We start from the raw sequence: 13,313 nt of genomic DNA, 5'->3' as shown, positions 1-13,313 counted from the left end.
ACGGATGGCGGGCGCACCGCGCGTCGCCGTCCTCGGCACCGGCGCCAACGGGGCGGCCATCGGAGCGGACCTCGTGCGCGCGGGCCACGCCGTCACCTTCATCGAGCAGTGGCCCGCCCATGTCGACGCCATGCGCGAGCACGGGGTCCGCGTGGAGATGCCGGGGCTCACCGAGACCACGCCGGTCCGCGTCCTCCACCTCTGCCAGGTCGCGGAGCTCCGCGAGCCGTTCGACCTCGTGTTCCTCGTCGTGAAGGCGTACGACACCCGGTGGGCGTGCGAGCTCATCCGGCCGGTGCTGGCCGAGGACGGGCTGGTGGTCGGGGTCCAGAACGGCATGACGATCGACGACGTCGCCGACGTGGTGGGCGCGCACCGCAGCATGGGCGCGGTCATCGAGATCGCGGCGAACCTGTTCCGGCCGGGGGTGGTCGAGCGGCAGAACCGGCGCGAGGAGACGTGGTTCGCGGTCGGCGCGACGCATCCGGCCGCGCACGCTCGCGCCGAGGAGGTCGCCGCCGTGCTGCGTGCCGCGGGCCGGGTGGAGGTCTCCGACGACATCCGCTCGTCGAAGTGGATGAAGCTCGTGGTCAACGCCGCCGAGCTCGTCCCCTCGGCCATCCTCGACCTGCCGCTCGACGAGGCCGTGCGCGTTCCGGGGATGCGCGACGTGATGGCCCGGACCGGCCGCGAGGCCGTGCGCACGTCGCTCGAGGCGGGCAACCGGCTCGTGCCGATCCTCGGCATGACGGAGGACGACCTCGTCGACCCCGAGCGCTACGCCGACCGGCTGCTGGACATCGTGCTCGACGTGTACACCCTGCCGAGCACCCTCACGACCGTCCTCCAGGACTGGCGCAAGGGACGGCGCGCCGAGATCGAGGAGCTGAACGGCCACGTCGCGCGGGAGGCCGAGCGTGCCGGCGCCGCAGCCCCGTGCAACGCCCGGGTGGTGCGGCTCGCGCGCGAGATCGAGTGCGGCGAGCGCGCGGCCGGCGTCCACAACCTCGCCGAGCTGCTCGACGCGGCGGTGGTCGCGTGAACGGCGGGCCGGATGACGCGGCGCTCGCCGGAGTGCGCATCGCCGTGCTCGGAACCGGCGCCAACGGCTCGGGCATCGGCGCCGACCTGGCTCGCGCGGGACTCGACGTCACGTTCGTCGACCAGTGGCCGGCCAACGTCGAGGCGATCCGCGCGCGGGGCGTTCGGGTCGAGCTGCCCACCGGAGCGGAAGTCACCGAGGTTCCGGTCCTCCACCTCTGCGAGGCGGCCGAGCTGCGCGAGCCGTTCGACGTGGTCCTGCTCCTCGTCAAGGCGTACGACACGCGCTGGGCCTGCGAGCTCATCCGCCCGTACGTCGCGGACGACGGGGTGGTGGTCGGCGTGCAGAACGGCATGACGGCGGCCGACATCGCCGACATCATGGGGCCGCACCGGGCGCTCGGCGCCGTCATCGAGGTGACGGCGGCGATGGACGAGCCGGGCGTCGTCCAGCGGCACTCCGGACGGGAACGGTCGTGGTTCGCCGTGGGCGCGCCCGATCCCGCGAGCGCCCACCACGTCGCCACGGCCGCGGCGGTACTCCGGCACGCCGGCGTGGTCGAGGTCGCCGACGACATCGCCTCGGCGAAGTGGATGAAGCTCGTGCTGAACGCGGCCGAACTGGTGCCGTCGGCCATCCTCGACCTGTCGATCGTCGAGTGCGCGCGCCTCGACGGCATGCGCGAGGTCATGCTCGAGGCGGGCGACGAGGCGATCCGGGCGGCCGGGCTTCTGGGCCTGCGCGTCCGACCGATCTTCGGGATGACCGGCGAGGCCGCCTCGTCCCCCGGGACGTTCGTCGCGACCGTCCTCGACGAGCTCCTCGCAGGGTACGTCCTGCCGCACTCCCGCTCGACCGTGCTGCAGGACTGGGCCAAGGGCCGCCGCGCCGAGGTGCACGAGATCAACGGCGCGGTCGTGGAGGTCCTCGCGCGGTCCGGCGAGGCCGCGCCCGTGAACCGGGCCGTGGTCGAGCTCGCCGACGCGATCGAGGCCGGACGAATGACCCGCGGAACGCACCTGCAACCCGTGCTCGCGGCCCGGATCGCCGAGCTCCGCGACGCGGCATCCGCCTGAAGCGCGCCACGGCGCACGTCCCCCGAGGAGGACCACCATGGACCTGAACGCTCTCCGCATCGCCGTCGTCGGCACGGGTGCGAACGGCGCGTCGATCGGCGCCGACCTGATCCGCGCCGGCCTGGACGTCACGTTCATCGAGCAGTGGCCGGCGCACGTCGAGGCCATGCGCGCGGACGGCCTCACGGTGCACCTTCCGGTGGAGACGCAGGTGACCTCGGTCGAGGCCCTCCACCTGTGCCAGGTCGCCGAGCTGCGCACGACGTTCGACCTCGTCTTCACCTCGGTCAAGACGTACGACACGCGCTGGGTGTGCGAGCTCATGAAGCCGGTCATGCGCGACGACTCGGTGATGGTGGGCCTGCAGAACGGCATGACGATCGACGCGGTCGCCGAGATCCTCGGCGCGCACCGATCGATCGGCGCGGTGCTCGGGATCGCGGCGAACATGTTCGAGCCCGGGGTCGTCGTCCGCCAGGTGCCGCCCTCCGGCACGTGGTTCACGGTGGGCACCATGGACGGGCGGCGGACCGAGCGGCTGGAGCAGGTCGCCGCCGCGCTCGGCCATGCGGGCGTGACGGAGGTCAGCGACGACATCCGCTCGTCGAAGTGGATGAAGCTCATCGCCAACATCCCGGAGATGCTGCCCTCCGCGATCCTCGGCGTGCCGCTGCTCACGGCGGTCGGCCTCGAGGGCGTGCGCCCGGTGATGGATGCCGCCTCGCGGGAGGCGTACGCGCTGGCGGTCGACCTCGGCATCCGCATGATGCCCGTGCTCGGCACGACGGCCGACCGGATCCCCGAGTCCGACCGGTACGCGCTCGACCTGCTCGACATCGTGCTCGCCCGCTTCTCGCTCCCCGACACGCGCGTGGCCGTGCTGCAGGACTGGGACAAGGGGCGGCGCGCCGAGCTCGACGCGTTCAGCGGGTACATCGTCGAGAAGCGCGCGGAGCTCGGCGGCCGGGCCCCGGTGAACGAGGCGATCCTCCGGCTGGCGCAGCGGATCGAGGCGGGGGAGCTGTCGCCCTCGCCGGACAACGCGGCGCGGCTCGTCGAGGCGGCGGCCGCGGCATCCGGCTCGGCGAGGGCGGTTCAGGGGAGCTCGTAGTCGACGATCGCCCGGTCGGATACGACCGGGTCGATCGCCTCGATGGCGCGGCGGTGCTCGGGATGCGCCTGGTACGCCGCAAGGTGCTCCCACGACTCGTGCTCGGTCTCGAGCGCGGCGTCCCAATGCGTCTCGATCGTGGTGGGGTCGGCCGAGACCCGCAGGCTGAGCACGCCGGGAACGGAGGACGCGAGCGGCTCGAGCGCCTCGCGCAGTCGCTCCACCTGCCCGGGCTTCGCCCGCGGCGTCCGGTCGGCGACCCTGAACAGCACGATGTGGCGGATCATGCCGTCCCCTCCCCGTGCGTGCGCGAGCGCGCCCTCGTCACCTCGGCCACCGCGGCCCAGTCCAGTTCCCGCAGTCCGGGGTCGGCGAGGGCCGCCTCGAACAGCTCGCGGAGCACCGGGGCGATCGGGAGGGTCACGCCCTGCGCGTCGGCGACGCCCTCGGCGAGCGAGAGGTCCTTCAGCCCGAGCGCCATCGAGAAGCCGACGGGCCGGTACCGACGCCCGGCGATGAGCGGGCCGTACCCGCGGTGCACGGAACCGCTGAACGCGGTGTGCGTGAGGATCTCGACGAACTCCTGCGGGTCGATGCCCGCCGACTCGACGAGCACGACCGATTCGCCGATCGACTGGAGCGCGTTGACGATCGAGTAGTTCACGGCGATCTTCACGATGCTCGCCATCCGGGGGTCGGCACCGAGGTTCCACGTCCGCTGCCCCAGGCGCTCGAGCGTCGGCGTCGCGGCCTCGACGGCGGCCGGGTCGCCGGACACGACGACGAGCAGTGCGCCCGTCGACGCGATGGTCGAGCGCCCGAGCACGGGCGCCTGGACGTACCCGACGCCGTGGGCCGCGTGGCGCTCGGCGAGCTCGCCGGCGGCCGCCGGGCTGATGGTGGCGTGATTGACGTGGACGCGGCCCTCGGGGACGGAGGCCAGCAGCCCGTCGTCGAAGACCGCGAGCACGGCCTCGTCGTCGGCGAGCATCGAGTGCACGACCGGGGCGGCGGCGAAGACGGCCTCGGGCGTGTCGGCGGCGCGAGTGCCGAGCCGGTCGGCGAGCTCCTCCGCGGGCCCGGCGCTGCGGTTCCACGCGGTCACGCGCACGCCCTCGCCCGCCAGGCGCTCCACCATGCCGCGACCCATGGCGCCGAGGCCCAGGAAGCCCGCTTCCGAATCCATGTCGACCTCCTCGCCGTTCGGATGCGGCAGCGCACCCGACCTGTACAGTATCGATGAACAGCGGAACACGCAATCGCGCGAATCCATGGGGATCCGGGGAAGTGCGGCTATCATGTCGGCACGATAGGATGTTCAGCGGCGCTGTAACGGCGCCGCCATCGACAGGCGGAGGAACGGACATGCAGCTCGACGTGGGTTCGGAGCTCCGCCGCGTGCGGGAGTCGCGGAAGCTCAGCCTCCGCAATGTCGCATCGGCCGTCGGCGTGTCCGCGAGCCTGCTCTCCCAGGTCGAGACCGGCAAGACGCAGCCGTCGGTCAGCACCCTCTACGCGCTCGTCAACTACCTGGGCATCTCGCTCGACGGGCTCATGGGCACGACCCGCGAGGGGTCGCCCGCGCTCGGGATCGCGAACCCCGTGGTGGAGCCGTCGTCGGGAACCCGGCTGAGCGACGCCGTCGTCCAGCGCCGCGAGGACAACCCGGTGATCGAGATGGAGAACGGCGTCACCTGGGAACGCCTCGCCGTGGGGGCGAGCTCGGTGGCCGACCCCCTCATCGTGACGTACCAGCCGTCCGCCTCCAGCTCGATGGAGGGCAAGATGATGCGCCACGCGGGGCTCGAGTACGGGGTGCTCCTCGAGGGGCGCCTCACGCTGCGGATCGACTTCGACACCTACGAGCTCGAGCCCGGCGACTCGTTCTGCTTCGACTCCGGTCGCCCGCACCTCTACGTCAACCAGTCCGACCAGCCGGCGCGCGGGATCTGGTTCGTCATCGGCCGCCGCGACGTGTCGTACCAGTCGCTCGCCGACCTGGGCCACGAGCACCCCTCCGAGGCGCGCCCGATCGCGTCGGCCGTCGACGTGCTGCACGCGATGAAGTCCATGCGCAACGCCCCGGGCGCCGAGGCCGCCGAGGCCTGACGCGGTCGTGCCGAGGCGGCGACCGACTCACCCGTTCGCCGAGAAGACCTCCGGATGCCGCGACAGCAGGCGGCGCGTGCGGCGGATGTGCCCCTCGATCGTGCGCTCCGCGCCTTCGACGTCGCCTTCGCGGAGCGCGACCACCATGAGGTGGTGCTCGTCGTGCATGATCCGGCGTGTGTCGGCGTCGGCGAGCATCGTGTAGGCGCGCCGGTACGGCTGCGTCGTGTTCCAGAGCCGCTCGACGAGGTCGCCGAGCATGAGCGTGTCGGCGCGCGAGTAGCTCAGCATGTGGAACTCGCGGTCGAGGCGCAGGAACTCGCCGACGTCGTCGGTCGCGGCCATCGCCGTGGCGAGCGCCTCGAGGCGGTCGAAGTCCGCGGGCTCGAGGTGGGCCGCGGAGTGCCGGAGCAGCAGCGGTTCGAGCCGCTCGCGCGTCTGGTAGACCTCCTCGCATTCCGCGAGCGTGAGCCGCGACACCCAGGCGCCGGTGTTGGCGACGAGCGTGACGAGTCCCTCGGCCTCGAGCGCCTTGAGGGCCTCGCGCACCGGGACGCGGCTCGCACCGAACCGCTCGGCGATCTCCTCCTGCCGCAGTCGCGAACCCGGCGGGTACTCGCCGTGGGCGATGGCGTCGCGGATGCCGGCGGCCACCCTCGAGCTCGCGTTCCCATCGCGGGCCACGGGCGCCTGCAGGTCGGTGGGGGTCATGCGGCCGGATTCCTCGGGTCCCACAGCTTCACCGCGGCATCCGCTTCGTAGGCCTTGCCGTTCGGGAAGCTCACGAGCTCGAGCTGCATGCCCCACGGCGTGAGGAAGTAGACCCACCGCTGCCCCTCGCTGGCGTTGCGGCTCGCAGTGGGCTCGCCCAGCACGCGCACGCCCTGGGCGTGCAGGTACTCGACCGCGGCATCGAGGTCGTCGACGTAGAAGGCGAGGTGGTGCCCCCCGATGTCGCTGTTGCGCGGCGGGCCGGCCTGGCCGTCGGCGGGCTCCCACTGGAAGATCTCGAAGTTGGGGCCGTGCCCGCAGCGGAAGAACCGCAGCTCGCGCATGACCGAGCGCGGGTGCACGTTGAGGTGCTCGGCCATCCAGTCGTCGTCGCGCTCGAAGGGACCGAGCGTGTAGACGTACTCGCACCCGACCACGTCGACGAAGAACCGATGCGCCTCGTCGAGGTCGGGCACCGTGAACCCGATGTGCTCGGTGCCCCTGAGGCCTGGCAGTGCCATGTCGCATCCCTCCATCGCCGCTGACTGGATGCAATCATATCGGAATCCTCGGCCCACATACGGAAGATCGCGGGGATTCGCTTGGATTGGATCCAATCGTGGCGTACGATGGCGCTGACGCCCACCGCACCGCGGCGCTGGGCGGCCCGACGGAGGACACCGATGCCGAGACGACGACGTTTGGAGCCCACGGCCGAGTGGGTCGAGCTCACGACCACCGCAGCCGACTGGAAGGCGGCCGATCCCGCCCTGCTCGAGACGATGCTGGGGCAACTGCACCTCATCCGCGCGTTCGAGGAACGCGTGCTCGAGCTCGCGGCCGACGGCCTCGTGCACGGGCCGGCGCACTCGTCGATCGGCCAGGAGGGCGGCGCGGTCGGCTCGATCGTGGGGCTCCGGTCGACGGATGCCGTGAACGGCTCGCACCGCGGCCACCACCAGTTCCTCGCCAAGGCGATCACCCACGTCTCCGGTGGCCGACTCGCACTCGACGGGCTCGTCACGCCCGAGCTGCAGGCGCTGCTGCAGCGCACGCTCGCCGAGATCCTCGGGCTCGCGCAGGGCTTCTGCCGCGGCCGCGGCGGATCGATGCACCTGCAGTGGTTCGAGGCCGGGGCGCTCGGCACCAACGCGATCGTCGGCGGCGGCGCCCCCATGGCGACGGGCAATGCGTGGGCGCAGAAGCACTCCGGCACGACCGACCTCACCGTCAACTACTTCGGCGACGGCGCCGCGCAGATCGGCTCGGTGCTCGAGTCGATGAACCTCGCGGCGGCGTGGAAGCTGCCCGTCTGCTTCTTCGTCGAGAACAACCTCTACGCCGTCTCGACGCGCATCGAGGAGGCCGTCGCCGACACCCGTCTCTCGGTGCGCGGCCAGGGCTTCGGGATCCCGTCGTGGCGGGTCGACGGCATGGACCCGCTCGCCGTGCACCTCGCCATGGAGGAAGCCGCCGAGGTCATGCGCTCGGGCGGCGGCCCCGCGATCGTCGAGGCCGAGGTCTACCGCTACTTCCACCAGAACGGGCCGTACCCCGGCAGCGCGTTCGGCTACCGCACCAAGCAGGAGGAGGAGGAGTGGCGGGCGCGCGACCCGCTCGAGCGCGTCGCGGCCGAGATGATCCGCCTCGGCCGGCTCACCCCGGAGCAGGTCGAGTCCGTGCGCGCCCAGGCGATCGCCGCGATGGATGCCGCCACGGCCGAGCTGCTCGAGGACGACCCCGAGACGCAGGGTCGCCGCCGCATCCGGCCCGACCTCTGGCCCGACCCCGAGTTCGTCGACGTCGGCGTCCGCGGCGACGGCAGCGAGCTCGACGAGCTCCGCACGCTCGAGCCGATCGCCGACGACCGCGAGCGCGAGGGCGTGAAGTTCGTCGACGCGGTCGCCGCCGTCATGGAGCGCCGCATGGGCGAGGACGACCGGATCATCGTGCTCGGCGAGGACGTGCACCGACTGAAGGGCGGCACCAACGGCGCCACCAAGGGCCTCGCCACGGCGTACCCCGAGCGCGTGCTCGGCACGCCGATCAGCGAGAACGCCTTCGCCGGCCTCGGCGGAGGGCTCGCGCTGGACGGTCGATTCCGGCCCGTCGTCGAGTTCATGTACCCCGACTTCATGTGGGTCGCCGCCGATCAGGTCTTCAACCAGGTCGGCAAGGCCCGCCACATGTTCGGCGGCGACAACCCCGTGCCGCTCGTGCTGCGCACGAAGGTCGCGATGGGGTCCGGCTACGGCTCGCAGCACCTCATGGACCCCGCAGGCGTCTTCGCGACGAGCCCCGGATGGCGCATCGTGGCGCCGTCGACGGCCGAGGACTACGTCGGCCTCATGAACGCGGCCCTCGCCCTGCAGGACCCGGTGCTCGTCATCGAGCACGTCGACCTCTACAACGAGAAGGACACCGTCATCGCGGGCGACCTCGACTACGTCATCCCGCCCGGCACCGCCGCCATCCGTCGCGAGGGGAGTGAGGTCACCGTCATCAGCTACCTCTCGATGGTGCGGCACAGCCTCGAGGCGATCGAGCAGACCGGCGTCGACGCCGAGCTCGTCGACCTGCGCTGGCTCGACCGCGCGTCGATCGACTGGGCGACCGTCGAGGCGTCCGTCAAGAAGACGAACGCGGTCCTCATCGTCGAGCAGGGCGCGCGCGGCACGTCGTACGGCGGATGGCTCGCCGACGAGATCCAGCGGCGCCTGTTCGACTGGCTCGACCAGCCGGTGCAGCGGGTGACCGGTTCGGAGTCGTCGCCGTCGATCTCGCGCGTGCTCGAACGCGCGGCGATCGCCCGCACCGAGGGGGTCGCCGCCGCCCTCGAAGCCGTGCGCCGCGACGCGGGAGGTGCGTGATGGCCACGACCGTGCGCATGCCCGAGGTGCTCGCGAACACGACCGAGGCCGCGATCCAGTCGTGGTCCGTCGCGGTCGGCGATGCGATCGCGGTGGGCCAGCCGCTCGCCGAGATCGAGACCGACAAGGCCGTCGTCGAGTACGCGGCGGAGGTGTCGGGCACGGTGCTCGAGCTGCTCGTCGCCGAGGGCGACCTGGTCGACGTCGGCGCGCCGATCGCGGTCGTCGGCGAGCCGGGCGAGGCGACCACGTCGACGGATGCCGCGCCGGCACCCTCCGCGGCCACCGGCGCCGTCGAGTCCGATCCCGAGTCGGGCGCGCCCGTGGCCGACGCCGAGCCCGCGTTCGACGAGTCGGCCGACGGGGTGTCGCAGCACGACCTCGCGGCTCCCGGAGCCGAGGAGGGGGGCGGCGGCGGCCCGGCGCCGAGCGCTGCGGGACGACGCTTCATGAGCCCGCTGGTCCGTCGACTCGCTCGCGAGCACGATCTCGACCTGTCCGGCGTCGCCGGTTCGGGTCCCGAGGGCCGGATCGTCCGGAAGGACCTCGAGCCGCTCATCGCGGCGGCGGCCCCGGCGCCCCAGGCCGCGCCCGCCCCGCCGGCCGCAGCGCCCGAGGCGCCGACCGTTCAGCCGACGCAGCCGGCGGCCCCCGCGGCATCCGCCCCCGCCGCCGTGACGGCCGAGGCCGAGCTGGTCCCGCACACGCGCATGCGACGCACGATCGCGCGGCGACTCGTCGAGTCGAAGACGCAGGTGCCGCACTTCTACCTCACGGCCGAATGCCGCGTCGACCGGCTGCTCGAGCTCCGCCGCGAGCTCAACGCGACGGGCGCGATCAAGGTCTCGGTCAACGACCTCGTCGTGAAGGCCGTCGCGGGCGCGTTCGCCGACGTCCCCGAGGCGAACCGCACGTGGACCGACGAGGGCGTGCTGCAGCACCGGACGGCCGACATCGCCATCGCGGTCGCCCTGGACGACGGCCTCGTGACCCCCGTGGTACGCGGCGTCGAGACGCTGAGCGTCTCGGAGCTGGGTCGGCGCATCGCCGACCTCGCCGAGCGCGCGCGGAGCGGCGGGCTCCGCCAGCACGAGATCGAGGGCGGCAGCTTCTCGGTGTCGAACCTCGGCATGTACGGCACCCGTGAGTTCAGCGCGATCATCAACCCGCCGCACGTGGGCATCCTCGCGGTCGGGGCGGCACGGCAGGCGCCGGTGGTCGTCGACGGTGCGCTCGAGGTCGGCACGGTCATGAACGTGACCCTGTCGGCCGATCATCGCGTGCTCGACGGCGCCCTCGCGGCGCGGTGGCTCGCGGCGTTCGTCGCGCGGATCGAGCGTCCGCTCGCCATCCTCGCCTGATCCCGCCTCCAGCCGACGCGACGACACGTCGACGGTGCCCGGGCGCGGGCGCGGGCGCGGGCGTTGCGCGCTGCGAGCTCCGCGCTCCGCGCTGAGTCCGCAGGATCAGCGGCTTCGAGAGCCCGGCGCGGACCACATGGCGCGGTTCATCCTGCGAAGTGCTCCGGCCCCTCGGTCCACCCCCGAGCGGACTTCGCAGGATGAGCGGCGCCGGACGCCCGCTCCCGACGCTCTGTCGCGCGCCATCCTGCGAAGTCGGCGCGCGGCATCCCCGGCGGTCGGCGACCGCAGCCGGACACGGCGATGGCCGGACCCGATCGGGTCCGGCCATCGCCGTCGACGGAGGGTGCGACCTCCGGTCAGCCGACCGGGGTGATCGAGATCGCGAGGTCCTCGAACCCGCCGTCCCACCAGGAGGTGGCGTCGGTGCGCTCGAGCACGGTGCGGTACTGCGGGTCGGTCTCGAACGTCGTCCCCTCGGCGCGGTCGGCGACGGATGCCACGAGCGCGACGCCGAGGTCGACGAGCGAGTACACGCCCGCGTCGGGGTTGTCGATCGAGTCCCAGACGTCCGCGACCGGTGCCGGAGCGGCATCAGTGCCCGCACCGCTGTTGCGCTCGGAGCCGGGCGTGATCGCGCCGGTGGCGAAGTCGACCCGGTCGCCGGCGACGAGGTACGACCAGCGCGTGCCGGTGCCGACCGCGCCGTCGATGACGGTGCCGGACGTGTCGAGCAGCGAGACGCCGTTGCGGCCGATGACCTCGCCCTCGCGGGTGGCACGGTCGTAGACGAGCGCGGTGGTCTCGTCGACGCCGACGACGAGGTCGTGGCCGGTCTGGTCGGCGAGCCTGATCATGCGCGCCTGGCGGCCCCACGTGCCGAAGTGGCTATCGAGCTGGCCCTCGGGGAAGAACCCGAATCCGCCGTAGGGCAGGTGCGCGAGCGCCGTCGCGTCGTCGAGGTAGCCCGGCGTGGTGCCGTCGCGCCACGCCTGGTAGGGCTCGCCGCCGGTGACCATGTCGGCGCCCTGCTGGATGGTGGTGCCCGCGCTCACTCCCGAGACGACGCCGCCGCCGTCGAGCACTCCTCGCACGGCCGTCATGACCTTGGTATCGGCGCACGAGGCGAACGCCTCGTCGGCCGCCTGCTTGCAGTCGAACAGCGTGCGCACGTAGCGCATCTGGTCGCCGCCGCCGAAGAAGACGCCGGTCGACCTGGCGATCTCCCGCGCGACCTTGGGGTCGTTCGCGTTCGCGGGCTTGTAGGCGTCGCCGGCGAAGTTGACGGCGGTGTCGACGGGCACGGCGTACGTCTCGGCGCCGAACCGCTCGAACAGCGCGGAGTAGTACAGGCCGTTGGCCGAGGCGTTGTTCAGCGTGTCGTCGGCCGCCTCCTCGGCGGTCCGGGCGGCGGATGACGCGGCCGTCACGATCGCGATGCGCGCCTTCGCGGGCCCCTCGCCGTCGGGGTCGGCGAGGTCGACGATGCGCTGGAGGATGGTCGCGTCCTCCCTGAGGTTGCCGCCGATGAGCACGAGGCTGCCGTCGGGCGCGGCCGGGGCGGTGCGGACGGGGGCGGCGGCGGCCGGGCTCGCGACGAGCAGGCATGCGGTCGCGGCGGTGGCCGCGACGATCGCGGCGGTGGTGCGGGGGATCATGTGGTCCTCTCGGTGGGTGGTGCGGGCCGCGCCGGGCGGCGCGGCCCGCGGGTGGCGGGGTGACAGGGTCGCGGGCTACTCGCGGATGAAGGACACCTCCAGCGCCTCGAACCCGCCCGTGGTCCACCAGCGGGTGGCGCTCACGCGGTCGAGGTAGGTGCGGTAGCGCGGGTTGCGCTCGAACGTGGTGCCCTGGGCGACGGACGCCGAGCTCTTCACGAGCGCCTTCGCCTGGTTCACCATCGAGTACGTCCCGCCGGAGCCCGCGGGGGAGTCCCAGATGTCGCGTCGGACCGCCGGGCCGGTGCCGGATCCCGCGCCGGCGCGCTCGGTGGCGGCCGCGGTGACGGCGAGCGTCGCGAAGTCGATGCGGTCGCCGTTCACCAGGTGGTGCCAGCGCACGCCCTCGGCCCGGTCGCCCGTGACGGTCGCGCCGTGGAGGTCGAGCACCGAGACGCCGTTCACGCCGATCACCGTGCCCTGCCGGGTGGTCCGGTCGTACACGAGCGCGGTGGTCTCGTCGACGCCCACCACGAGGTCGTGGAGGGTCTCGTCGGCGAGCGCGATCATCCTGGCCTGGCGACCCCAGGTGCCGAAGTGGCTGTCGAGCAGGCCCTCGGTGAAGAAGCCGAAGCCGCCGTACGGCGAGTAGGTGAGGTCGTCGGGCCCGACGCCCGTGCCGGCGTACGCGCCGTACCGCCAGGCCTCGTACGACTCGCCGCCGGTGACCATGTCGGCGCCGTTCTGGATCGTGAGCCCCGCGCTCGATCCCGCGACGACGCCGCCGCGGTCGAGGACCGCCCGGATGGCGGTGAGCACCGGCGTGTCGGCGCACGAGGTGTAGGCGTCGCCGGGCGCCGGGTCGCAGTCGAGCAGCGTGTCGACGTATCGGGACTGGTCGCCGCCCGAGAGGAACACCCCGGTCGAGGCCCGGACCTGGTCGGCGACGGCGGTGCTGTCCGCGTTCCCGGGCACGTAGGGGTCGCCCGGGTAGTCCGTCCCGATGTCGATCGGGACGAGGTAGGCGTCCGCGCCGTGGCGCGCGAACAGGTCGGCGTAGTAGAGCCCGTTCGCGGCGGCGTTGCTCTGCGTCGGGTCGGCGGCCTCGGCGGCGTCGGCGGCGGGCACGGATGCCGCGGTGACGACGGCGATCCGCGCCCTTGCGGGCCCGCTTCCGTCCGGGTCGGCGTCGGCGACGATCCGCTGCAGGATCTGGGCGTTCTCGTCCAGTGCCCCGCCGATCAGGATGAGGTTCCCGGAGCTGCCCGCGGCGGCGGCGGGGGCCGCCGCGCCGAGGGTGGGGATCAGGATCGCGCTCGCGACCGCGATGGTCGCGGCGGCCCGCGGTGTGCGCATCGGCACTCCTCTCGTCATT

At 72.9% G+C, this 13,313-nt stretch carries 12 protein-coding genes; 6 read left to right on the top strand and 6 right to left on the bottom strand.

Going from position 1 to position 13,313, the window contains the following annotated elements:
- Positions 1-4: 4 nt before the first annotated feature.
- Genes WBQ80_RS06085 through WBQ80_RS06075 form a run of 3 tightly spaced genes read left to right on the top strand, consistent with a single transcriptional unit; the run spans position 5 to position 3,229 of the window.
- Positions 5-1,042, top strand: coding sequence for a ketopantoate reductase family protein (locus tag WBQ80_RS06085; protein WP_336571329.1), 1,038 nt, complete (start codon positions 5-7; stop codon positions 1,040-1,042).
- Positions 1,039-2,118, top strand: coding sequence for a ketopantoate reductase family protein (locus WBQ80_RS06080; RefSeq protein ID WP_336571330.1), 1,080 nt, complete (start codon positions 1,039-1,041; stop codon positions 2,116-2,118). The genes WBQ80_RS06085 and WBQ80_RS06080 overlap by 4 nt, the downstream gene beginning before the upstream one ends.
- Positions 2,119-2,155: 37 nt before the next feature.
- Entirely contained in the window at positions 2,156-3,229 is a 1,074-nt protein-coding gene (locus WBQ80_RS06075; RefSeq protein WP_337282490.1) for a ketopantoate reductase family protein, read from the top strand.
- On the opposite strand, the gene WBQ80_RS06070 is transcribed toward WBQ80_RS06075, so the two are convergent.
- Positions 3,214-3,516 (bottom strand): Dabb family protein, encoded by a 303-nt coding sequence (locus tag WBQ80_RS06070; RefSeq protein ID WP_336571331.1) that lies wholly within the window; start codon positions 3,514-3,516, stop codon positions 3,214-3,216. The two genes, WBQ80_RS06075 and WBQ80_RS06070, sit on opposite strands and share 16 nt — an antisense overlap.
- Positions 3,513-4,415, bottom strand: a complete 903-nt coding sequence (locus WBQ80_RS06065; protein WP_336571332.1) for an NAD(P)-dependent oxidoreductase — start codon at positions 4,413-4,415, stop codon at positions 3,513-3,515. Before WBQ80_RS06065 ends, WBQ80_RS06070 begins: the two co-directional genes overlap by 4 nt.
- 179 nt (positions 4,416-4,594) lie before the next feature.
- On the opposite strand from WBQ80_RS06065, the gene WBQ80_RS06060 reads away from it, so the two are divergent.
- Positions 4,595-5,338, top strand: a complete 744-nt coding sequence (locus WBQ80_RS06060) for a cupin domain-containing protein (protein WP_336571333.1) — start codon at positions 4,595-4,597, stop codon at positions 5,336-5,338.
- A gap of 27 nt (positions 5,339-5,365) precedes the next feature.
- On the opposite strand, the gene WBQ80_RS06055 is transcribed toward WBQ80_RS06060, so the two are convergent.
- Both WBQ80_RS06055 and WBQ80_RS06050 read right to left on the bottom strand, forming a co-directional pair.
- Positions 5,366-6,049: a GntR family transcriptional regulator gene (locus tag WBQ80_RS06055; protein WP_336571334.1), complete on the bottom strand. Its 684-nt coding sequence runs from the start codon at positions 6,047-6,049 to the stop codon at positions 5,366-5,368.
- On the bottom strand, positions 6,046-6,570 hold the full coding sequence (locus WBQ80_RS06050; protein ID WP_336571335.1) for a VOC family protein: 525 nt from the start codon (positions 6,568-6,570) through the stop codon (positions 6,046-6,048). The genes WBQ80_RS06055 and WBQ80_RS06050 overlap by 4 nt, the downstream gene beginning before the upstream one ends.
- 162 nt (positions 6,571-6,732) lie before the next feature.
- Between WBQ80_RS06050 and WBQ80_RS06045 the strand changes: the two genes are divergently transcribed.
- Together WBQ80_RS06045 and WBQ80_RS06040 are read left to right on the top strand one after the other, a co-directional pair.
- The gene (locus tag WBQ80_RS06045; RefSeq protein WP_336571336.1) at positions 6,733-8,919 is read left to right on the top strand and encodes an alpha-ketoacid dehydrogenase subunit alpha/beta; all 2,187 of its coding nucleotides are present in this window, start codon (positions 6,733-6,735) and stop codon (positions 8,917-8,919) included.
- Positions 8,919-10,280 (top strand): dihydrolipoamide acetyltransferase family protein, encoded by a 1,362-nt coding sequence (locus WBQ80_RS06040; RefSeq protein ID WP_336571337.1) that lies wholly within the window; start codon positions 8,919-8,921, stop codon positions 10,278-10,280. The genes WBQ80_RS06045 and WBQ80_RS06040 overlap by 1 nt, the downstream gene beginning before the upstream one ends.
- 359 nt (positions 10,281-10,639) lie before the next feature.
- Here WBQ80_RS06040 and WBQ80_RS06035 read toward each other — a convergent pair whose 3' ends face one another.
- Together WBQ80_RS06035 and WBQ80_RS06030 are read right to left on the bottom strand one after the other, a co-directional pair.
- Positions 10,640-11,938, bottom strand: a complete 1,299-nt coding sequence (locus tag WBQ80_RS06035; protein WP_336571338.1) for a cyanophycinase — start codon at positions 11,936-11,938, stop codon at positions 10,640-10,642.
- 75 nt (positions 11,939-12,013) lie between these two features.
- Positions 12,014-13,294 (bottom strand): cyanophycinase, encoded by a 1,281-nt coding sequence (locus WBQ80_RS06030; protein WP_336571339.1) that lies wholly within the window; start codon positions 13,292-13,294, stop codon positions 12,014-12,016.
- Between the last annotated feature and the right edge of the window lie 19 nt (positions 13,295-13,313).

Origin of the sequence: Agromyces sp. CCNWLW213 (assembly GCF_037199545.1) — a bacterium.
GTDB lineage: Bacteria > Actinomycetota > Actinomycetes > Actinomycetales > Microbacteriaceae > Agromyces.
This window is presented reverse-complemented; position numbering and strand designations above follow the sequence as displayed.